An 18,920-nucleotide genomic window follows, 5' to 3' on the forward strand; every position below is an offset into this window, starting at 1 on the left:
AGTCTGCAGGAAGGTGCGGCATGTCTCGGGTAGGACGGAAACCAATTCCCATCCCGGCCGGTGTCGAGGTCAAGGTGGACGACCGGCTGGTGTCGGTAAAGGGCGCGCTGGGCACGCTGCAGTGGCGTCTGGAGCCCGGCATCTCCGTGGCGGTGGCGGACGGGCACGTGCAAGTGACGCGGTCTCGCGACGATGCCCCCCTGCGGGCGTTGCACGGACTCACCCGTGCGGAGTTGAGCAACATGATCCTGGGTGTGACCAAGGGCTACGAGCGGACGCTCGAGATCACCGGCGTCGGCTACAAGGCGCAGGCACAGGGAAAGACGCTGAGCATCAACGTCGGCTACACGCACCCGGTCGTCGTCGACATCCCCTCCGGCATCGAGACCAAGGTGGACAAGCAGACCGTCATCACGATCAAGGGCGTGGACAAGCGGGCGGTGGGCCAGTTGGCAGCGAACCTGCGCGGCATCAAGGTGCCCGACGTGTACAAGCAGAAGGGGATCCGGTATGCCGGTGAAACCCTCCGGAAAAAGGAAGGGAAGACCGGGAAGTAAACGGTGGCCATGAAGACTCTCGAGAAAAGAGACAAGCTCCAACGGAGACGGCGACGGGTGCGGCAGCGGGTCGTCGGGACCCCGGCGCGGCCGCGGCTCAACGTCTACCGCAGCAAGGGGCACATCTACGCCCAGATCATCGACGACACGGTCGGCCGGACCCTCGCGGCGGCCTCGACGCTGGAGGCGACCCTGCGCGCGTCGCTCAAGAGCGGCGGGACGATCGCGGCGGCCACGGCGGTCGGGAAGCTGCTGGCCGATCGGGCGAAGGCCGCCAACATCACCGCGGTGGTCTTCGACCGCGGCGGGCGTCAATACCATGGGCGGGTCAAGGCTCTCGCGGAGGCCTCTCGCGAGGGCGGGTTGAAATTTTAGCCGGGGACGAGGGACAGGACCGGGGATGACCCGGGGCGAACGGCCATCCTGCGCCTCCCCTGAGCCTTCACTGCGGGGAAACGAGCGTGCGAGTCAATCCCGAGGAGCTGAACCTCAAGGACAAGGTCGTCTTCATCAACCGGGTCGCCAAGGTGGTCAAGGGCGGCAAGCGGTTCAACTTCTGCGCCCTGGTGGTGGTCGGGGACGGGCAGGGGTGGGTTGGTATCGGCAAGGGCAAGGCGGCCGAGGTGCCGGTCGCGATCTCCAAGGCTGTGCAACAGGCCAAGAAGCACCTCGTCCGCGTCCCCCTCAAGGAAGACACGATCCCCCACGAGGTCCACGGTCTGTTCGGGGGCGAGCACGTGCTGCTCAAGCCGGCCGCGCCGGGGTCGGGCATCATCGCCGGCGGGGCCGTGCGGGCGGTCGTGGAGCTGGCGGGAGCCAGGAACATCATCGCGAAAACCCTCGGGCGCGGAAATCCGTTCAACACGGTCAGGGCCACGCTGGACGGTCTCCAACAGCTCCGCGATCCCCAGGAGGTGACGAGGATCCGGAGGGCCGGGCTGCAACAGGTGGGATGAGCATGGCGAAGGTTGGGAGCACGGGCGCTGAGTTGACGATCACGTTGAAACGGAGCCCGATCGGGACGCCGGTTTCACACCGGCTGGTGCTGCGGGGCCTGGGACTCCGCAAGGTGCGGGGGACCGTCACGAGGCCGGATACCGCCCAGGTCCGGGGCCTGATCCGAAAGGTCTCCTACCTCCTCGAGGTGAAGCCACGATGAGATTGCATGACCTGGCGCCCGCGCGCGGGGCCACGAAGAAGCCGAAGCGCATCGGTCGCGGGCCGGGCTCCGGCCACGGCAAGACGGCCACGAAGGGACACAAGGGGTTGCTCGCCCGCTCCGGCGGCGGGAAGGGCCCGGGGTTCGAGGGTGGCCAGATGCCCCTGGTGCGGCGCGTCCCGAAGTACGGGTTCACCAACCCGTTTCGGATCACCTACTCGGTCGTCAACCTGAAGGCGCTGGCCGCGTTGAGCGACATGAGCGAAGTCACACCGCAAGCCCTGGTCAAGGCCGGGGTGGTGAAGAACAAGACGAGGCCCATCAAGATCCTGGGAGACGGGGAGCTGGGGCGTCCCCTGGTCGTCCAGGCGCACAAGTTCAGCAAGTCGGCCGTGGAGAAGATTCAGGCGGCGGGAGGAAGGGCTGAGGTCATCGCCGGTGTTTGAGCGACTCTTCACGAGCGTCCAGAACATCTTCAAGATCCCCGAGCTGCGCCTCCGCATCCTCTTCACCCTGACGATGTTGGCGGTGTACCGGGTCGGGGCGCATATCCCCACGCCGGGCATCAACAACGAGGAGCTCTTCGCGTTCCTGCAGAAACAGGGCGGGTCGCTGCTCGGCTTTCTGGACATCTTCTCCGGCGGGTCGCTGTCGCGGCTGACGATCTTCGCGCTGGGCATCATGCCCTATATCAGCGCGTCGATCATCCTGCAGCTGCTGACCGTCGTTATTCCGCACCTCTCGAAGCTGGCCAAGGAGGGGGAACGAGGCCGTAAGAAGATCATCCAGTACACGCGGTACGGCACGATCGTCATCGCGGTTATCCAGGGCTTCGGCATCGCGATCGGCCTGGAGGGGATGAATCAGGGGGCGTTCGTGCTGGCGCCGGGCTGGCCGTTCCGGCTGATGACCGTCATCACGCTCACGGCCGGCACGGCGTTCCTGATGTGGCTCGGCGAGCAGATCACCGAGCGGGGGATCGGCAACGGCATCTCCCTGATCATCTTCGCCGGCATCGTGGCCAGGTTGCCGGCCGCCGTGGCGCAGACCTTCGACCTCTACCAGGTCGGGCAGCTCAGCCTCCTGCTGCTCGTGGCCCTGGCCGGGGTCATGCTGTTCGTCGTGGCGGCGATCGTGTTCCTGGAGAGCGGGCGGCGCAAGATCCCCGTGCAGTACGCCAAGCGGGTGATCGGGAGGCGGGTCTATGGGGGGCAGAGCACGCACATTCCTTTGAAGATCAACACGGCGGGGGTGATTCCCCCGATCTTCGCCTCCTCGATCATTGCGTTTCCGGCGACGATCGCGGGGTTCATCCAGGTGGACTGGGTGCAGGCCATCGGGAGCCAACTCGCGCCGGGCTCCCTCCTCTATACCCTGCTGTACGTCGGCTTGATCGTCTTTTTTTGTTTCTTCTACACCGCCGTCGTCCTGAACCCGGTGGACATGGCGGACAACATGAAGAAGTATGGGGGGTTCATCCCCGGCATCCGGCCGGGGCAGCGGACGTCGGACTATATCTACAAAGTGCTGACGCGCATCACCTTCGCGGGATCGATCTACCTGGCGGTGGTCTGCGTCATCCCGGAGTTCCTCATCTACAAGCTGAACGTGCCCTTCTATTTCGGGGGCACATCCCTGCTGATCGTGATCGGCGTCGGCCTGGATACGGCCCAGCAGATCGAGTCGCACATGCTGATGAGAAACTACGAGGGGTTCCTGGCGAAGGGGAGACTGCGGGGGCGCAGTGGGTGAGGTGCCCTCATGCGGCTAGTCTTCCTGGGGGCGCCCGGCGTGGGCAAGGGAACTCAGGCCGATCGGGTCGCGGTCCGGTTCCGCCATCCCAAGGTGTCGACCGGGGATATCCTCCGCGAGGCGGTTCGCAACCAGACCCCCTTGGGGCAGAGAGCCAAGGCCTGCATGGATCGGGGCGAGCTGGTGTCGGATGACATCGTCGTCGGGATCGTGCGCGAAAAGCTCGGGGGCGCCGACTGCCGGGACGGCTTTCTCCTGGACGGCTTTCCCCGGACGGTCGTCCAGGCGGAGGAGCTCGGCCGGCTGCTGGCCTCGCAGGGCCGGCGTCTGGACGGGGTGGTCAATGTGCTGGTGCCGCGCGAACAGGTGGTCCGACGGTTGACTGGCCGGCGAAGCTGCCCGCGCTGCAAGGCCGTGTACCACGTCGAGTTCGCACCGCCGAAGCAAGAGGGGCGCTGCGACCGGTGCGGCACCGAGCTGGTGCAGCGGAGTGATGACCGGCGAGAAACCGTCGAGGCCCGCCTCGCGGTCTACGAGCGGGAGACGGCGCCGTTGATCGACTACTATCGCGCGCAGGGGCTGCTGTACGATCTCGATGGGGCCGGGCAGGTTGACGAAGTGGAGCGGCGTCTGCTCGGTCTGCTGTCAGCCAAAGGGCTGGCATGATCATTCTGAAGACGCCAGAGGAGATCGAGATCATTGCCCGCGCGTCGAAGCTCGTGGCGGAGACGCTCGCGGCTTTGAAGCGTGAGGTGCGGCCGGGGATCACGACGGAGGCCCTGGATCGCCTCGCCGAGGAATTCATCCGCGCCCGGGGCGGCGTCCCCGCTTTTAAGGGGTATCGGAGTTATCCCAAGACCCTGTGCGCGTCGGTCAACGAACAGGTGGTGCACGGGATTCCGTCGAAGCGGGCACTCAAGGAGGGTGACATCGTCGGCCTCGACCTCGGCGCGATCGTCGACGGTTTTTACGGCGATGCGGCCGTGACCGTCGCGGTAGGCGAGATCCCCCCCCGCGTCGCCGAGCTGCTTCGAGTGACGGAGGAGGCGCTCTACAAGGGCATCGCGCAGGCGGTCGTCGGCAACCGGTTGTCGGACATCGGCCATGCGGTCCAGGCCCATGCCGAGGCCTCCGGGTTCACGGTCGTGACGGACTTCGTGGGGCATGGGATCGGCCGCCAGTTGCACGAGGATCCCCAGGTCCCCAACTATGGGAAGCCCGGACAGGGGCCCAGGCTGCAGGCGGGCATGGTGCTGGCGATCGAGCCGATGATCAACATGGGCGGCAGCGCGGTGCGTGTGCTGGACGATCAATGGACCGCCGTGACCCAGGATGGGAGCTGGTCTGCGCATTTTGAGCATACCATCGCCATCCAGCCGGACGGTCCGCCGCGGATTTTGACGAAACTGTGACCCGCCGGTCGGCGGCTGCGAGGTCGGGGCCCGATGGCGAAAGAGGACGTCATTGAAGTACAGGGAACGGTGGCGGAGACGCTCCCGAACGCGATGTTCCGGGTCAAGCTGGACAACGGACATCTGATCCTCGCCCACATCTCGGGCAAGATGCGGATGCATTTCATCCGGATCCTTCCGGGCGACAAGGTGACCGTGGAGCTTTCGCCCTACGACCTCTCTCGGGGGCGGATCACTTACCGGTTCAAGTAAGGGAGGGCGGCGGGACGGGCGCGTCGGCGCGCGTGAGCGGGAACCCTCACCCTCGCGCAATGAGGAGTCTGGTCATGAAGGTCAAGTCGTCGGTCAAGCCGATCTGTTCGAAGTGCAAGGTGATCCGTCGCCGCGGCGTGGTCCGGGTGCTCTGCGAGAATCCGCGACACAAGCAGCGACAGGGCTAGCGGACGAACGGGAGTCGCCGTCGAGCGACGGGGAGAGAGAACATGGCACGCATCGCCGGAGTGGACCTGCCGAGAGAGAAGCGGGTGGATATCGGGCTGACCTACATTTACGGCATCGGGCGGACGACAGCGGCGCACATCGTCCGCAAGGCCGGCGTGAACGGTGCGACCCGCGTCAAGGATCTCACGGAGGAGGAGATCATCAAGCTCCGCGAGTGCATCGACCGCGAGTATAAGGTGGAGGGGGATCTCCGCAAGGAAGTCTCGATGAGCATCAAGCGGTTGATCGACACGGGGACCTACCGCGGGCTCCGGCATCGCAAGGGCCTTCCGGTCCGCGGGCAGCGCACGAAGACGAACGCGCGCACCCGAAAGGGCCGACGTTCGGCCATCGGGAAGGCCAGAAAGCCGGCGTCAGCTCCCAGCGGAGCCTGACCTCGAAGGGGTGTCTGAGCGGCGGAGGATGATTCGATGAGCGTGAAGAAGGGCAAGAAGAAGGAACGGAAGCTGATCCAGAGCGGGGTCGCGCACATCCAGGCGTCGTTCAACAACACGATCGTCACGATCACGGACATGAGCGGCAACTCCGTGGTCTGGGCCAGCGCCGGGAATCAGGGCTTCAAAGGATCGCGCAAGAGCACGCCGTTCGCAGCCCAGCGTGCCGGGGAGGCCGCGGCCAGGAAAGCCATGGAGCACGGGATGCGCCAGGTGGACGTCTACGTGAACGGACCGGGCTCAGGCCGGGAGTCCGCGATCCGCTCCCTGCAGGCGGCCGGGCTGCGGATCAACCTGATCCGGGACGTCACGCCCATTCCGCATAACGGGTGCCGGCCGCCCAAGCGGCGCCGGGTCTGAGTCGCGGGTCGTCCGCCGGTTTTTGAGCGAGGAGGGAGCTGTGGCGAGGTATCGAGGTCCAGTCTGTCGGTTGTGCAGGCGTGAAGGGGTCAAGCTCTTCCTGAAGGGCTCGCGGTGCATGACAGAAAAGTGCGCGATCGAGCGGCGGAGCTATCCCCCGGGCCAGCATGGGCAGGGGCGGCAGCGCGTCTCGGAGTACAGCGCCCAGCTCCGCGAGAAGCAAAAATTGAAGCGGATCTACGGGCTTCAGGAACGGCAGTTCCGTGGCGTTTTCAGCAAGGCCGAACGGAAGCGTGGGGTGACGGGCGAACAGCTTCTTCGCTTCCTCGAGTGCCGGCTGGACAACATCGTGTACCGCCTCGGCTTCGCCTCCTCGCGGAAGGAGGCCCGCCAGTTGGTGAACCACGGCCACATCCTGCTCAACGGGAGGAAGACCGACGTGCCCGCCTACCTGGTGAAACCGGGTGACGTCGTCCAAGTCCGTGAGCGGAGCAAGGAGATGCCCCAGCTCAAGGCGGCGGTCGAGGCCGTGGAAGGGCGCGGAATTCCTGCCTGGCTGGACCTGGACCGGGCCGCGCTCAAGGGGACCGTACGGGCCCTTCCGACGAAGGATGAGATCGCGCTCCCGGTGAACGAGCAGCTGGTGGTGGAACTGTACTCCCGGTAGAGACGGCCGCTCCGCACCGCGTGGTCGAAGCGTACACCAAGAGGATACCATGATGAAGGCGATGAAGGACTTCCAGATTCCGATGCGGATCGAGGCCGATAAGGAGTCGTTGTCCTCGACGTACGGCAAGTTTACGGCCGAACCGTTCGAGCGGGGGTTCGGTACGACGATCGGCAACTCCCTGCGCCGGGTCCTGTTGTCCTCGCTGACGGGGGCCGCCGTGACCACGGTTCGCATCGAGGGCGTGGTCCATGAATTTTCGACGATTCCCGGCGTCACGGAGGACGTCACGACGGTGCTCCTCAACGTCAAGAGCCTTCGCCTCAAGCTGCACACCGACAAGCCCAAGACCGTGCGTCTGCGCAAAAAGGGGCCGGGCGAGGCGAAGGGCTCCGATATCATCCACGACGCGGATGTGGTCATCCTGAACCCCGACCTTCACTTGGCCACGCTCGACAAGGAAGCCACGCTCGACATGGAGATGGTCGTCAAGCCGGGGCGCGGCTATGTCCCGGCCGAGCGGAACAAGGAGGAGGGGCTGCCCATCGGGGTGATCGCCGTGGATTCGATCTTCTCGCCCGTCAAGCGGGTGAATTACCACGTCGAGAACGCGCGCGTGGGACGGGTGACGGACTACGACAAGCTCACGCTCGAGCTGTGGACCGACGGCAGCATCAGCCCGCTGGACGCCGTGTCTGCCGCAGCGGGCATCCTGCGGCAGCACCTGGAGATCTTCATCACGCCGGAGGACATGGGACAGGCCACGGCGCCCACGAGAAAGGAAGAGGAGAAGCGCGAGATCAACAAGAACCTCTTCCGGAGCGTGAACGAGCTGGAGCTGTCCGTCCGCGCGGCCAACTGCCTGAAGAACGCGAACATCAAGACCATCGCCGACCTCGTGCAGAAGACCGAGATGGAGATGCTCAAGACGAAGAACTTCGGGAAGAAGTCGCTCAATGAGATCAAGGAGATTCTGGCGGAAATGGGCCTGAGCCTGGGGACCAAGCTGGATATGTCCCCCGGCGATGGTTCGAACTCGCCGGACGCGTGAGAGAGGGAGCATCGTGCGTCATCGCAAGAAGGGTCGCCAACTCGGCCGCAACACCAAGCATCGGCGGGCACTGTTCCGGAGCCTCGTCACTTCGCTGCTCGAGCATGAACGCATCGAGACGACCGAGGCCAAGGCCAAGGAACTCCGGGGCATCACGGACCGTATGATCACGCTCGGCAAGCAGGGCGACCTGCACGCCCGGCGACGGGCGCTCGGGTACCTGCGCAGCAAGCGCGTCGTCTCCAAGCTGTTTTCGGACGTTGCCGGACGATTCCGGGACCGCAAGGGAGGCTACACGAGGATCATCAAGACGAGACGGCGCGTCGGCGACGCGGCCGAACTCGTTGCGATCGAACTGGTGACGAAAGGCGTGCCGCCCCCCGCGAAGAAGGAACAAGCCGATGCCGGCAAGGCCGCGAAGCCTCAGGCCGGGGGCAGGGAAGCAGCTCAAGCCACCTAGGGCGTGCCCGTTCCACTCCATCGCCATCCCCATCCATATGCGGTGCCGGTCCGGCGAACATGCGGGCCGGCACCGTGCTTTTTCCGCTCGTGCCCCACCGGGCGATCAGTTTACTTGCCCCGGGCCCTATGCTATTATCATGCCCGGTCGAGCACGTACGTGCCTAAGCGATTGATTTGGATAGCATCATGTGGCATCGCTGGGTTCGGGGAGGCCTCCTGATCAGCAGCATCCTGCTGGCTTCCTACCTCGCCTACCTCGTTTCAACTCGTATCCAGTCCGTTCCCCCGCCCGCCACGGCCAGCCTGGGAGGCTTGGACGGCGCCGACGCCGGCATCCGCCAGTTCATCTTCCATCAGTCGAAGAACGGCGCCAAGCACTGGGAGGTCCAAGCTGAGCGCGGTCATGTCATCGAGGCAGAGCACAAGGCCGTGCTCGAAACCGTCCAGGTGACCCTGTACGGGGCCAGGGGGCGGGAGCTGCGGGTGAAGGGGGACGAAGGGACGATCGACACGGCCCGCAAGGATTTTATCCTGGTCAACCGCAAGGAGCCGATCGCGATCGATCTGAACGGCGGCTATACGATCTACACCAACCACCTGGCCTGGGCCGACGAGCGGCACGAGATCAGCACGGGCGATCCCGTGCGGATCGCGGGTCAAGGGGTCCGTGTGACCGGGCGGGGGTTCGTGGGACGCCTGGACGCGGAGGAATTCAGGGTGCTCAATGACGTTCGAGTGGAATTCAATCGCTAGGGGGGGCGTCGCGGCGCTCTGTCTGGTCGCCGCGGCGGCGGCCGGCCACGCGAAGCCGGTGGGCTCCGAGCCGTCGAGCACGACCATCACCGCCGACCGTATGACCGTCCGTAACCAGGAGAATAGGGCGATCTTTGAGGGGTCGGTCGTGATGACCAAGGGATCGCTGACCGTGCACTCGGATACGATGGTCGTCACCTTCAAGCAGCAGGACGCGGCGGCGTCGGCCAAGCCTGGCTCCCACGCCTCGGGGCGTTCGAGCCCGTCACCGGACGGCGGCCTCCCCGAGCGGGGCGGCGCCGCGCTCCCGACGATGGGCAGTCGCTCGGTGAGCATGATCGAGGCGACCGGCCGGGTTCGCATCGAGAAGGACGACGGGACCGCGACCTGCCAGAAGGCCGTCTATTACGGGGATGATGAACGGATCGTGTTGACGGGCGAGCCCGTGGCCTGGCAGAAAGGGACTCGGGTCACCGGGCAGAAGATCACCCTGTACCTGGCCGAGGACCGGAGCGTGGTCGAGGGGGGGTCGCGCGTCATGATTGAGCCGGAGGAGGCGCAGCGTCGCTGATGCGGGCCGGCGAGGTGCTGACGTCTGCGGAACAGCGCCAGGCAGGGGGGCCGCTTCCGATGAGCCCCCGCCTCGAGGCCGTCGGCCTCAGCAAGAGCTTCAAGGGCAGGGAAGTCGTCAAAGGGGTCAGCCTCCAGGTGGCCGGAGGAGAGGTGGTCGGGCTCCTCGGCCCGAACGGTGCCGGCAAGACGACCATCTTCGACATGATGGTCGGCCTGTGTCAGCCGGACCGAGGGCGCATCGCGCTCGACGGCAAGCCGATCACCGACCTGCCGATGTACAAGCGGGCCCGGCAGGGGATCGGCTACTTGCCGCAGGAGTCCTCGGTCTTCCGCCGGCTCAGCGTCGAGGAGAATATCCTGGCGATCCTGGAAACTTTGGATCTTCCGGCTGACGAGCGCGCGAGGCGGCTGGACTCGTTGTTGGCCGAGCTGGACCTGGCCGGGCTGCGGAAGAGCATGGCCTATGCCTTGTCCGGCGGGGAACGCCGGCGTCTGGAAATCACCAGGGCCCTCGTGATCGCCCCGAAGTTCCTGTTGCTGGACGAACCCTTCGCGGGCATCGACCCGATCGCGGTCGGCGACATCCAGAAGATCGTCACGCGTCTCCGTGGCAAGGGCATCGGCATCCTGATCACCGACCATAATGTGCAGGAAACTCTGTCGATCACGGATCGTGCCTATATCATCAATGAAGGCCGAATTCTGGAAGCCGGGCCCCCAGATGTGATCGTCAACAGCACGCAGGCGAGGGCGGTCTACCTCGGCGAGCGCTTCCGGTTGTAAGCTCCGGCGGGTCTCGGAAGAGGCGGCGGATGAAACTGCGGCTCGACATCAATCTCTCGACCAAGCTGATCATGACGCCGCAGCTGCAGCAGGCGATCAAGCTGCTGCAGTTGTCGCGCCTGGAACTGCAGCAGACCCTCACCCAGCATCTCATGGAGAATCCCCTCTTGGAGGAGGTGCAGACCGAGGCGGAGGAGGCCGAGGCCGACCTCGCGGGGGAGCCCTCTCTGGAGACGGCGGCCGAGGGAGGAAGCGGGGCGGAGCCGGAGTCCCGCCCGGAGGACGCCGAGGGACCGGACGAGATGGCGGCCGGTAGCTGGGAGGATTACTTCGATAGTCCCCGCGGCGGTGACGCCGAGTATCCCTCGTCTTCCCGGGACGAGTTCCCCTCCTATGAGCAGACCCTCGCGAAGCCCACCTCCCTGGAGGATCATCTCCTCTGGCAGTTGGGCCTGTCTGACCTCACGGAGAAGCAGAAAGCCATCGGGCGCGTCATCATCGGCAATCTCGATGAGGACGGGTATCTCCGGATGCCCGTCGAGGAAATTGCCACTGACGTGGGCGTGTCCCCGAGCGAGGTCGAGGACGTGCTGGACCTGGTGCAGACCTTCGATCCATCCGGGGTCGGGGCGCGGGACCTGCGGGAATGTCTGCTGATCCAACTCCGCCACCTCGGCAGCGCCGCGAGGAACATAGGAAAGAGTCGGGCGGATCAGGTCAAGGCGTCGCTCGTCGAGGCGATCGTGGACGGTCACCTGCCGGATTTGGAGAAAAAGCAGTATGGGCGCATCGCCAAGGCCCTGGGCGTAACGGTGGAGGAGGTCGGCCGGGCCGTTCGAGTGATCAGCGAGCTCGAGCCCAAGCCCGGTCGGCCGTATTTCGCCTCGAACAACTACGTGATCGTGCCGGACGTCTTCGTCGTCAAGAACGAGGGGGAGTGGGTGGTCTTGCTCAACGAAGACGGGTTACCCCGGCTCCGCATCAGCCCGTTCTACCGCCAGATGATGGTCGGGCAGAAGGCGAACAACGATCAGACCAAGGCCTACCTCGACGACAAGTTCCGCGGCGCCCAGTGGATCATCCGGAGCATCGAGCAGCGCAACAAGACCATCATCAAGGTGGTCAAGAGCATCGTGAAGTTCCAGGAAGCCTTCTTTGAGAAGGGGATCACCCACCTGAGGCCGCTCGTCTTGAAGCAGGTCGCCGAGGACGTCGGCATGCACGAATCGACCATCAGCCGGGTGACGGCGAACAAGTACCTCTACTGCCCGCAGGGTATGCTGGAGCTGAAGTTCTTCTTCAACACCGGCATTCAGTGCGCGGACGGCAACGGGGAGATGCTGTCGTCGTTGACCGTCCGCGAGATGATCCGCAAGATGGTGGCCGAGGAAGACGGCCAGCACCCGCTCAAGGACCAGGAGATCGCGGCCCGGCTCCGCCAGCACCACATCGTGATCGCCAGGCGGACGGTCGCCAAGTACCGTTCGGAAGAAAACATCCCGTCGGCCAGCCAGCGGAAGCGGGTGTTCTGACGCGCGACGGGCGGACCGGTCGGGACAGACTGAGAAAGCGAGGCATGTTCCATGCGGATAGGGATCACGGGCCGGCACGTGGACATCACCCCGGCCCTGCGACGGTACATCGAAACGCGTGTGAAGCGGCTGGAGCGGTATGGGGTGCAACTGGGGAGCACCCAAGTCGTGCTCGGGGTGGAGAAGTACCGGCACACCGCCGAATTGATCGTGACCGTCAACGGCGCGGTCCTGCAAAGCAAGGCGTCGACCACCGAGATGTACGCCTCGATCGATCAACTGCTGGACAAGGTCGGCCGACAGATCCAGAAGCGCAAGGAGAAGCGGGTCGATCGCAAGGCACGGACCGCCGGCGTCAAGGTCGCCGACAACGGAGGCGCGCCGCCCGTCGGCGAGCCGACGATCAGAACGGTACGCGCCGTGCCGCCCGTCTTGACCAGGGAGGAGGCGACGGGCCGCCTCGGAGAGACGGCGGGCTCGCTGCTGGTGTATCGGGATGCCCTGTCGAGACGCCTGCAGGTGATGCGGAGGTTGGACGAGGGGGCGGTGGAGCTCATCGACCCGCAGCCGGCGTAGGGCCGGCCTTGCCCATGCAGGCGCCCCGTCTGGTCATCATCAGCGGTCTGTCCGGATCCGGCAAGACCCACGCGATCAAATGCTTCGAGGACCTGGGCTTTTTCTGCGTCGATAACCTGCCCCCTGCGCTCCTGCCGAAGTTCGCCGAGCTCTGCCTCCAACGCGAAGGTGAGGTCCGGCACGTGGCTCTCGGGATCGACATCCGGGAGCGGGGATTTCTGGCGGACTTCTTCGGCAACCTGGATCGCGTCAAGGCCATGGGGTATGCCGTGGAGCTGCTCTTCCTCGAGGCCAGGGACGACGTGCTCGTCCGGCGCTTCTCCGAGTCGAGGCGGCCTCACCCGCTCCAGCCGCAGACCTCCGTGCTCGACGGCGTCAAGGACGAGCGAGACCGGCTTCGGGACCTGCGCGCCCGGGCGGCCCGCATCATCGACACCTCCGACCTGACGGTGCACGATCTCAAGGATCTCCTCGCCCGCCAGTACCTTCAGCAAGACCAGCGGCAGGGCATGACCATCTCCCTGCTGACCTTCGGCTTCAAGTACGGGGTTCCCTATGACGCGGATATGCTGTTCGACGTGCGCTTCCTCCGGAATCCGAACTTCGTCGAGGACCTCAAGTCCCTGACGGGGGAGCATCCGCGCGTCCAGGCGTATGTGCTGGAGACCCGGGAGGCCGAGGTCTTTCTGGACCATCTGGAGCGCCTGCTCAAATTCCTGCTCCCGCTGTTCGACCGCGAGCGTCGCAGTTATCTGACGGTCGCATTCGGCTGCACCGGCGGCCGCCATCGTTCCGTCTCCATCGCCTCCCGCCTGAAGGCCAACTTCACCGACTGGGGGTACACCGTCCACGTCCGGCATCGCGACATCGAGAAGGCGTGACCCGTTTGCCGGCGGTCCCCTCGCCCCCTGCGGAAATCGGCGGAATCGGTTGACACGTAAAATATATTGACTATACTCAGCCGCTAGACTGGGGGAGGTGTCCTCGCCATCATGAACGGATCGATCATGAAGCGGCTGGCCGCGGACTCGAAGAAGCGGTACAAGACGATCGAGGTCTGCAAGCTGTTCGATGTGTCGAAGGCGACCTTGTTCCGGTGGGAACGGGAGGGGCTGATCAGCGGCCCGCCCCGCGACTGGCGCAATTGGCGGGTCTACACCCCCCAGAACATCAAAGAGATTCAGCACCTGATTCAGCGCCGCAATTCGGCGTTCTGACGAGAGGTTCGGCATGGTGGGAGCGCTCAAGCAGTGGCTGCAAGGGGACCTGCTCTCCCTCCTGTCGCCGAAAAAGCCGCTGCTCGGTCTGGACATCGGATCCAGCGCCATCAAGCTCGTGCAGATGAAGGAGCGGCGGGGGCGCTACCACCTCCAGAAATTCGGGGTGAAGTACCTCGACCCCGAAGTGATCGTGGATGGGACGGTCATGGATGCCGGTCGGGTCGTGGCGGCGATCAAGGAACTGGTTCAGGAGACCGGCGTGAAGCTGAAACAGGTGGCGATGTCGATCTCGGGGCATGCGGTCATCGTCAAGAAGATCGCCCTTCCGTCCATGCCGGACGACGAATTGGAGGGACAGGTTCGGCTGGCGGCTGAGCAGTACATCCCCTTCGACGTCAACGAGGTCAACCTCGACTATCACGTCCTGAACCCCAACGAACAGGCCGAGGATGGACAACCCCAGATGGCAGTGCTCTTGGTGGCCGCCAAGAAGGAAAAAGTCAATGAGTTGAGCGACTTGGCGCGAGGGGCCGGGCTGACCCCCGTAGTGGTGGACGTGGACGCCTTCGCGATCGAGAACATGTACGACGTCAACTATCCCTCCGGCCCCGATGAAGTCGTCGCGTTGGTCAACATCGGAGCGAGCGTGATGAACGTGAACATTCTGAAAGGCGGGACCTCCCTGTTCACGAGAGACATTTCCGTCGGCGGTAACCGCTACACCGAGGCGATCCAGCGCGACCTGGGCGTCACGTATGAAGAGGCCGAATCGGCGAAGAAGGGGGCGGGACCGGCCGGTCTCGACCGGGACGCCTTGGCCGCCGTCCTCCAGAACGTCAACGCGGAGGTCGCTTCGGAGATCGCCCGCTCGATCGATCACTGCCGGACGACCCACACCGGCGACGAGATCGCGAAGATCGTGCTCTGTGGCGGAGGGGCCAAGGTCGTCGGACTGGCGGAGATGCTCGGCGAGCGCATGGGGCTTACGGTCGAGTTCGCCGATCCATTCCGAGAGATCGATACCTCGGCGACGGGCCTGGATCAAGATGCCCTGGCCGACCTGGCGCCCCTCGCGGGGGTGGGGGTCGGGCTCGCGCTCAGGTACGTCGGCGATCGATGATTCGGATCAACCTGCTTCCGGGCCCGCGCCCGAAGGCCGTCCAGCAGCAGCGGGATGCGAGGCTCGAGGTCCTCGCCGTCGTCGGGGCCGTGGTCCTGACATTGGCCGGAAGCCTGTACTATTCCTGGGCGCTGAGCAGTGAGATCGCCCTGCTGGAGCAGGAGAAGACGGACAAAGAACAACAGATCAAAATCCTGAAGGGCAAGGTCAAGCAGGTCGAGAACTTCAAGAAAAATCAGAAACTCCTCCAGGAGAAGACCCAGGTGATCGAGCTGCTGGAGAAGGAACGGGGCGGGCCGGTGCTGGTCCTCGACCACGTCAGCCGGAGCCTCGATCCCCTGAAGATCTGGTTGATCCGGTTGTCGATGAAGGGGCGCGACGTCGAGGTGGAAGGCAAAGCCCTGACGACGAACGACATCGTCGAGTTCGTCAACCGGCTGCGCCGGAGCGAGTACTTCGCGACCGTCCGGCTGATCGAGTCCCGTGCGGTCGCGGAGGCGCAGGTGGGGCTCTTTCAGTTCCGCGTGGACCTGACCGTCAAGGGATGACGGCATGGAGTGGCCCAAGGTCGACCTGGAAGCGTTCCGGGGAGTGCCGGCCGGCCAGAGGGCGGCGCTGGTGGGCCTGACGATCGCGGGGCTCCTGACGGGTTTCTACTACCTGGATTGGCAGGGCAAGCGCGCACAGGAGGAGCAGCTCCGTCAGAAAGTGGAGGCGCTGGACAAGGAAATGCAAGGTCTGATGTTGGAGGTCAAGCACCTGGACGAGCTCGTGGCTGCGAACAAGCAGCTCGAGCTCGAACTGGAGACGAAGAAGGCCAAGTTGCCGCCGGAGAGCGAGGCCGTGACGCTCCTGAAACAACTGTCCGAGACGGGGACCCGGCTGGGCTTGGAGATCCGGCTGTGGAAGCCGGGACCGCAGACGGAGGATCCCCGCAAGCTGTATGTGCGGATGCCGGTCTCGGTCGAAGTCGCGGGCGGCTACCATACCGCGGCGCTGTTTTTCGATCGGATCGGGAAAATGGAACGGATCGTCAACGTCTCCGACTTGAAAATGGGCGGCGCCAAGCGCGAGGGGGATCGGGTGGTGATCCAGACCACCTTCGAGCTGACCGCGTTCGCCTCCCATCCGGATGGGGCGACCCCGCAGGCCCCGGCCAAGTGAGCGGGGGAAACGGGAGAGACCGACACGACGGGAAGGACGACATGAAGCGGGGGAGCGGGCTGACGCGGCGGGGCGGGCTGATCGGAGCCGCGATGGCGTTCGTCGCGGTGCAGGGCTCCTCGCCGGAAGTGTTCGGGGCGCCGGCCGATCCTGCGACGGCGGTCGCCGGGGCTCCGTCGGGCCAGGCCGGCGGCGGACCGGTGTCGGAGCCGCCGAAGGCCGAGGCAGGCGGCGGGTATTTCTACGACCACGGGGGGCGGCGTGACCCCTTCGCGCCGATCATTCAGCTCGAGGGCAAGCCGCGGATCGGCGAGAACGTCACCCTCCCGCCGCTCGAGCGGGTGAACGTGAGCGAGATCAACCTGATCGGCATTATGTGGGGGGGGTTCGGCTACACGGCCATGGTGCAGACTCCCGACGGGAAGGGCTATACCATCCGCCAGGGGAGCCGCGTCGGGCCCAACGACGGGGTCGTGACCCTCGTCACCGAGAACACGGTCGTTGTGCGGGAACAATTCTCCGACGCCTACGGCAACAAGCAGGTGCGGCAGCACGTCAAACACCTGCGTCAGAAGCAGGGGGCCGAATGACCCGGGTGCGGATGACGCTGACGGCCGGTCTTCTGGCGTGCCTGGCGGGACCGGCGCTGTTCGCCTGTACCCGCTTGCCCGAGGAGACCAAGGACGTCGCGTCCCAGCCCCGTCGACTCGAGGGGGTTCGGGTGACCGACTCGGTCGGCGGCGTCCGCGTCGAAATGGAGGCGGCTCCTCCGTGGAACTATGCCCTCTCGACAAACTTGGAACCGGCGACCGTGACCGTTGAATTGCCCGGCATGGAGCGGGGCCCTGGCGTGACGCTCGGGGAAATCAACAAGCCGCCGGTCCTTCGGTTCCAAGCGAACGAGGTCCTTCAGCCCAGGCCGGGCCTCCACGTGGTCTTCCACCTGACCTCCCCCGTCGAACCGGACGTCCGGACCGAGGGAAACAAACTCGTCCTGGACTTTCCCTTTCCGAGGGCGGCGCGGACCGCCGACGGCCCGCCGCCGTCGCCGGAGGCGACGGCCACGGCGGGGACGGGGCCGGCAGGCCCGCCGGCCCGGACCATGAGCAAGGTGGACGTGCGACGCGGCGAGGGGGAGGTCAGCGTGGTCCTCCTGGGCGACGGCGCCTTCGCCTATCAGGTCCGGCAGTTGGGCCGGGACCGCCTCGTGATCGATCTGGCGAACGTGGAAACCCCGCTCCGGTACCAACTGTTGCCCGTGGATCACCCCCTGCTGAAGCAGATCAGGATCGGGCAACATTCCAACCGGGTGCGGCTCGTGCTGGATCTGCCCAAGCCGAGCGACTATTCGGTCGAGCCCGGCCCGGGATCCCTGGCCATCCGGCTCTTCCCGCCCCGTCAGCCGGCGGGCGCCGCGGGCGGCGGCGCCACGGCGAAGGCCAGAGCGGGGCGCGTCGAGCCCGCCGACTCTCCGGTTTCGCCGGACCGCCCGGCGGGGGCGGCGGGCGGGGGGGCCAGGGCTCAGATGGCCACGGATCCGAGGAGCCCGCTCGAGGCGGAAGAAGGCGGTCGGCCGCGCTACAGCAAGCCGCGGATCTCGCTCGACGTCCAGGGCGCCGAGCTCACCCATGTACTCCGATCCATCGCGGAGGTCAGCGGCTTCAACATCGTCGTGGGCGAGGGCGTCAAGGCCAAGGTCAACATGAATATGCGCAACGTGCCCTGGGACCAGGCCCTCGACATGTTGCTCAAGATGAACAACCTGGGGAAGATCGAGGAGGGGAACGTCGTCTGGATCGATTCTCTCGCCAACATCGCCAGGCAGCAGGAGGAGGAGGCCAAGGCCAAGGAGTCCAAGATCAAGGCGGAGGACCTCGTGACCCGCGTGCTGTACGTGCAGAACGTCCCGGTGCAGGAAATCCATCGCTCGCTCCAGCAGTACCTGAGCCCGCGCGGACAGGTGACGTTCAACACGGCGAGCAATGCCCTGATCATCAAGGACACGGAATCCTACGTCGTGTCCCTCGTGGAGCTGGCGCGCAGCCTCGACCTCGAGGTGCCGCAGGTGCAGATCGAGGCGCGGATCGTCCAGGCCGATACCTCGTACACCCGTTCGCTCGGCATCCAGTGGGGGGTCTCGAACACCCAGACCTTGAACTCGGGCGCCGTGGCCAACGTCCGCGGCCAGGGTCAGACCACCACGGACCCCTTCGGCGGGCAGACCAATCAGTTCCTCGTAAACCTCCCGGCGGTCGTCTCCGGGCTCTCGGCCGTCCCGGGTTTGGGCTTCACCTACGGCAAGCTGACCGGTGACGGGGCGCTCCTGGACTTGCGGCTGACGGCGGGGGAGCAGCTCGGCCTGACCAAGGTCGTGGCGGCTCCCAAGATCCTGACCCTCGACAAGCGCGAGGCCAAGATCGAGCAGGGCCAGTCCGTGCCGTACCAGACGACCTCGCTGCAGGGAACCCAGACCACCTTCGTGGACGCCCTGTTGTCGCTCAAGGTGACCCCACAGATCACGTCCCGAGACCCGAAGGAAGCGGGCAAGCAGATCCTGCTGAAGCTCAAGGTCACCCGGAACTCGGTCGGTACCCAGAGCTCGCAGGCTGGCCCCTCGATCGACAAGAAAGAGGCGGAAACCCAGCTTCTGGTCCGCGACGGCGAGACGGCGGTGATCGGCGGAATCTTCCAGGATGAGGTCTCGAACACCGTCACGGGCATCCCGTGGTTGTCCCGCATCCCCGTCATCGGCTGGCTGTTCAAGAACAAGGTCGAGCGAACCGTGAAGAACGAGCTGCTGATCTTCCTGACCCCCAGCATCGTCAAAACCTGATCGAGAAGGAC

27 protein-coding genes are annotated in these 18,920 nt (G+C 65.4%); all 27 read left to right on the top strand.

Going from position 1 to position 18,920, the window contains the following annotated elements; translation table 11 throughout:
• Positions 1–20 precede the first annotated feature (20 nt).
• The 27 genes from rplF to AC1U7O_RS01620 all read left to right on the top strand — a co-directional run bounded on the left by rplF (position 21) and on the right by AC1U7O_RS01620 (position 18,909).
• Positions 21–557 carry a 50S ribosomal protein L6 gene (gene rplF / locus AC1U7O_RS01490; RefSeq protein WP_479892776.1) on the top strand — a complete coding sequence of 179 codons (537 nt, stop codon included), beginning with the start codon at positions 21–23 and terminating at the stop codon, positions 555–557.
• A gap of 9 nt (positions 558–566) precedes the next feature.
• Positions 567–932, top strand: coding sequence for a 50S ribosomal protein L18 (gene rplR / locus AC1U7O_RS01495; protein ID WP_479892777.1), 366 nt, complete (start codon positions 567–569; stop codon positions 930–932).
• Positions 933–1,018: 86 nt separating this feature from the next.
• The gene (rpsE, locus tag AC1U7O_RS01500; RefSeq protein ID WP_479892778.1) at positions 1,019–1,513 is read left to right on the top strand and encodes a 30S ribosomal protein S5; all 495 of its coding nucleotides are present in this window, start codon (positions 1,019–1,021) and stop codon (positions 1,511–1,513) included.
• A gap of 2 nt (positions 1,514–1,515) precedes the next feature.
• Positions 1,516–1,716 carry a 50S ribosomal protein L30 gene (gene rpmD / locus AC1U7O_RS01505; RefSeq protein ID WP_479892779.1) on the top strand — a complete coding sequence of 67 codons (201 nt, stop codon included), beginning with the start codon at positions 1,516–1,518 and terminating at the stop codon, positions 1,714–1,716.
• Entirely contained in the window at positions 1,713–2,162 is a 450-nt protein-coding gene (gene rplO, locus AC1U7O_RS01510; RefSeq protein WP_479892780.1) for a 50S ribosomal protein L15, read from the top strand. The genes rpmD and rplO overlap by 4 nt, the downstream gene beginning before the upstream one ends.
• Positions 2,155–3,468 (top strand): preprotein translocase subunit SecY, encoded by a 1,314-nt coding sequence (gene secY / locus AC1U7O_RS01515; RefSeq protein ID WP_479892781.1) that lies wholly within the window; start codon positions 2,155–2,157, stop codon positions 3,466–3,468. The genes rplO and secY overlap by 8 nt, the downstream gene beginning before the upstream one ends.
• 9 nt (positions 3,469–3,477) lie before the next feature.
• Complete coding sequence (locus AC1U7O_RS01520; protein ID WP_479892782.1) at positions 3,478–4,134, top strand: adenylate kinase; 657 nt, start codon at positions 3,478–3,480, stop codon at positions 4,132–4,134.
• On the top strand, positions 4,131–4,880 hold the full coding sequence (map, locus tag AC1U7O_RS01525) for a type I methionyl aminopeptidase (RefSeq protein ID WP_479892784.1): 750 nt from the start codon (positions 4,131–4,133) through the stop codon (positions 4,878–4,880). Before AC1U7O_RS01520 ends, map begins: the two co-directional genes overlap by 4 nt.
• A gap of 33 nt (positions 4,881–4,913) precedes the next feature.
• Positions 4,914–5,132 carry a translation initiation factor IF-1 gene (gene infA, locus AC1U7O_RS01530; protein WP_479892785.1) on the top strand — a complete coding sequence of 73 codons (219 nt, stop codon included), beginning with the start codon at positions 4,914–4,916 and terminating at the stop codon, positions 5,130–5,132.
• Between the two features lie 74 nt (positions 5,133–5,206).
• Complete coding sequence (gene rpmJ, locus AC1U7O_RS01535; RefSeq protein WP_447973040.1) at positions 5,207–5,320, top strand: 50S ribosomal protein L36; 114 nt, start codon at positions 5,207–5,209, stop codon at positions 5,318–5,320.
• 42 nt (positions 5,321–5,362) lie between these two features.
• Complete coding sequence (gene rpsM / locus AC1U7O_RS01540) at positions 5,363–5,755, top strand: 30S ribosomal protein S13 (protein WP_479892786.1); 393 nt, start codon at positions 5,363–5,365, stop codon at positions 5,753–5,755.
• A gap of 36 nt (positions 5,756–5,791) precedes the next feature.
• Positions 5,792–6,175 (top strand): 30S ribosomal protein S11, encoded by a 384-nt coding sequence (gene rpsK, locus AC1U7O_RS01545; protein ID WP_479892787.1) that lies wholly within the window; start codon positions 5,792–5,794, stop codon positions 6,173–6,175.
• A 40-nt stretch (positions 6,176–6,215) separates the two neighbouring features.
• Entirely contained in the window at positions 6,216–6,842 is a 627-nt protein-coding gene (rpsD, locus tag AC1U7O_RS01550; RefSeq protein ID WP_479892788.1) for a 30S ribosomal protein S4, read from the top strand.
• Between the two features lie 49 nt (positions 6,843–6,891).
• The gene (locus tag AC1U7O_RS01555; RefSeq protein ID WP_479892790.1) at positions 6,892–7,893 is read left to right on the top strand and encodes a DNA-directed RNA polymerase subunit alpha; all 1,002 of its coding nucleotides are present in this window, start codon (positions 6,892–6,894) and stop codon (positions 7,891–7,893) included.
• A gap of 13 nt (positions 7,894–7,906) precedes the next feature.
• The gene (rplQ, locus tag AC1U7O_RS01560; protein ID WP_479892791.1) at positions 7,907–8,353 is read left to right on the top strand and encodes a 50S ribosomal protein L17; all 447 of its coding nucleotides are present in this window, start codon (positions 7,907–7,909) and stop codon (positions 8,351–8,353) included.
• A gap of 188 nt (positions 8,354–8,541) precedes the next feature.
• The gene (gene lptC / locus AC1U7O_RS01565) at positions 8,542–9,108 is read left to right on the top strand and encodes an LPS export ABC transporter periplasmic protein LptC (RefSeq protein WP_479892792.1); all 567 of its coding nucleotides are present in this window, start codon (positions 8,542–8,544) and stop codon (positions 9,106–9,108) included.
• Positions 9,080–9,679, top strand: coding sequence for an LptA/OstA family protein (locus AC1U7O_RS01570; protein WP_479892793.1), 600 nt, complete (start codon positions 9,080–9,082; stop codon positions 9,677–9,679). Before lptC ends, AC1U7O_RS01570 begins: the two co-directional genes overlap by 29 nt.
• Before the next feature lie 59 nt (positions 9,680–9,738).
• Entirely contained in the window at positions 9,739–10,464 is a 726-nt protein-coding gene (lptB, locus tag AC1U7O_RS01575; protein ID WP_479892795.1) for an LPS export ABC transporter ATP-binding protein, read from the top strand.
• 29 nt (positions 10,465–10,493) lie between these two features.
• The gene (gene rpoN, locus AC1U7O_RS01580) at positions 10,494–11,996 is read left to right on the top strand and encodes an RNA polymerase factor sigma-54 (protein ID WP_479892796.1); all 1,503 of its coding nucleotides are present in this window, start codon (positions 10,494–10,496) and stop codon (positions 11,994–11,996) included.
• 51 nt (positions 11,997–12,047) lie between these two features.
• A complete protein-coding gene (gene hpf, locus AC1U7O_RS01585) occupies positions 12,048–12,572 on the top strand; it encodes a ribosome hibernation-promoting factor, HPF/YfiA family (RefSeq protein ID WP_479892798.1) in 525 nt (174 codons plus the stop codon).
• Between the two features lie 14 nt (positions 12,573–12,586).
• Complete coding sequence (rapZ, locus tag AC1U7O_RS01590; RefSeq protein WP_479892799.1) at positions 12,587–13,453, top strand: RNase adapter RapZ; 867 nt, start codon at positions 12,587–12,589, stop codon at positions 13,451–13,453.
• A 111-nt stretch (positions 13,454–13,564) separates the two neighbouring features.
• The gene (locus AC1U7O_RS01595; protein ID WP_479892800.1) at positions 13,565–13,789 is read left to right on the top strand and encodes a MerR family transcriptional regulator; all 225 of its coding nucleotides are present in this window, start codon (positions 13,565–13,567) and stop codon (positions 13,787–13,789) included.
• A gap of 13 nt (positions 13,790–13,802) precedes the next feature.
• Positions 13,803–14,912 carry a type IV pilus assembly protein PilM gene (gene pilM, locus AC1U7O_RS01600; protein WP_479892801.1) on the top strand — a complete coding sequence of 370 codons (1,110 nt, stop codon included), beginning with the start codon at positions 13,803–13,805 and terminating at the stop codon, positions 14,910–14,912.
• Positions 14,909–15,460, top strand: a complete 552-nt coding sequence (locus tag AC1U7O_RS01605) for a PilN domain-containing protein (RefSeq protein ID WP_479892802.1) — start codon at positions 14,909–14,911, stop codon at positions 15,458–15,460. The genes pilM and AC1U7O_RS01605 overlap by 4 nt, the downstream gene beginning before the upstream one ends.
• A 4-nt stretch (positions 15,461–15,464) precedes the next feature.
• Positions 15,465–16,076: a type IV pilus inner membrane component PilO gene (locus AC1U7O_RS01610; RefSeq protein ID WP_479892803.1), complete on the top strand. Its 612-nt coding sequence runs from the start codon at positions 15,465–15,467 to the stop codon at positions 16,074–16,076.
• A 41-nt stretch (positions 16,077–16,117) separates the two neighbouring features.
• Positions 16,118–16,666 (top strand): pilus assembly protein PilP, encoded by a 549-nt coding sequence (locus tag AC1U7O_RS01615; protein WP_479892804.1) that lies wholly within the window; start codon positions 16,118–16,120, stop codon positions 16,664–16,666.
• Positions 16,663–18,909 (top strand): type IV pilus secretin PilQ, encoded by a 2,247-nt coding sequence (locus tag AC1U7O_RS01620; RefSeq protein ID WP_479892805.1) that lies wholly within the window; start codon positions 16,663–16,665, stop codon positions 18,907–18,909. Before AC1U7O_RS01615 ends, AC1U7O_RS01620 begins: the two co-directional genes overlap by 4 nt.
• Positions 18,910–18,920 lie beyond the last annotated feature (11 nt).

This window comes from Candidatus Nitrospira neuquenensis, assembly GCF_979578155.1.

Bases quoted from the DNA above. Each gene is read 5' to 3' on its own strand.
- rplF (WP_479892776.1), top strand. From the start codon at position 21: ATGTCTCGGGTAGGACGGAAACCAATTCCCATCCCGGCCGGTGTCGAG.
- rplR (WP_479892777.1), top strand. From the start codon at position 567: ATGAAGACTCTCGAGAAAAGAGACAAGCTCCAACGGAGACGGCGACGG.
- rpmD (WP_479892779.1), top strand. From the start codon at position 1,516: ATGGCGAAGGTTGGGAGCACGGGCGCTGAGTTGACGATCACGTTGAAA.
- rplO (WP_479892780.1), top strand. From the start codon at position 1,713: ATGAGATTGCATGACCTGGCGCCCGCGCGCGGGGCCACGAAGAAGCCG.
- AC1U7O_RS01520 (WP_479892782.1), top strand. From the start codon at position 3,478: ATGCGGCTAGTCTTCCTGGGGGCGCCCGGCGTGGGCAAGGGAACTCAG.
- map (WP_479892784.1), top strand. From the start codon at position 4,131: ATGATCATTCTGAAGACGCCAGAGGAGATCGAGATCATTGCCCGCGCG.
- infA (WP_479892785.1), top strand. From the start codon at position 4,914: ATGGCGAAAGAGGACGTCATTGAAGTACAGGGAACGGTGGCGGAGACG.
- rpmJ (WP_447973040.1), top strand. From the start codon at position 5,207: ATGAAGGTCAAGTCGTCGGTCAAGCCGATCTGTTCGAAGTGCAAGGTG.
- rpsM (WP_479892786.1), top strand. From the start codon at position 5,363: ATGGCACGCATCGCCGGAGTGGACCTGCCGAGAGAGAAGCGGGTGGAT.
- rpsK (WP_479892787.1), top strand. From the start codon at position 5,792: ATGAGCGTGAAGAAGGGCAAGAAGAAGGAACGGAAGCTGATCCAGAGC.
- AC1U7O_RS01555 (WP_479892790.1), top strand. From the start codon at position 6,892: ATGATGAAGGCGATGAAGGACTTCCAGATTCCGATGCGGATCGAGGCC.
- lptC (WP_479892792.1), top strand. From the start codon at position 8,542: ATGTGGCATCGCTGGGTTCGGGGAGGCCTCCTGATCAGCAGCATCCTG.
- AC1U7O_RS01570 (WP_479892793.1), top strand. From the start codon at position 9,080: ATGACGTTCGAGTGGAATTCAATCGCTAGGGGGGGCGTCGCGGCGCTC.
- lptB (WP_479892795.1), top strand. From the start codon at position 9,739: ATGAGCCCCCGCCTCGAGGCCGTCGGCCTCAGCAAGAGCTTCAAGGGC.
- rpoN (WP_479892796.1), top strand. From the start codon at position 10,494: ATGAAACTGCGGCTCGACATCAATCTCTCGACCAAGCTGATCATGACG.
- hpf (WP_479892798.1), top strand. From the start codon at position 12,048: ATGCGGATAGGGATCACGGGCCGGCACGTGGACATCACCCCGGCCCTG.
- rapZ (WP_479892799.1), top strand. From the start codon at position 12,587: ATGCAGGCGCCCCGTCTGGTCATCATCAGCGGTCTGTCCGGATCCGGC.
- AC1U7O_RS01595 (WP_479892800.1), top strand. From the start codon at position 13,565: ATGAACGGATCGATCATGAAGCGGCTGGCCGCGGACTCGAAGAAGCGG.
- pilM (WP_479892801.1), top strand. From the start codon at position 13,803: ATGGTGGGAGCGCTCAAGCAGTGGCTGCAAGGGGACCTGCTCTCCCTC.
- AC1U7O_RS01605 (WP_479892802.1), top strand. From the start codon at position 14,909: ATGATTCGGATCAACCTGCTTCCGGGCCCGCGCCCGAAGGCCGTCCAG.
- AC1U7O_RS01610 (WP_479892803.1), top strand. From the start codon at position 15,465: ATGGAGTGGCCCAAGGTCGACCTGGAAGCGTTCCGGGGAGTGCCGGCC.
- AC1U7O_RS01615 (WP_479892804.1), top strand. From the start codon at position 16,118: ATGAAGCGGGGGAGCGGGCTGACGCGGCGGGGCGGGCTGATCGGAGCC.
- AC1U7O_RS01620 (WP_479892805.1), top strand. From the start codon at position 16,663: ATGACCCGGGTGCGGATGACGCTGACGGCCGGTCTTCTGGCGTGCCTG.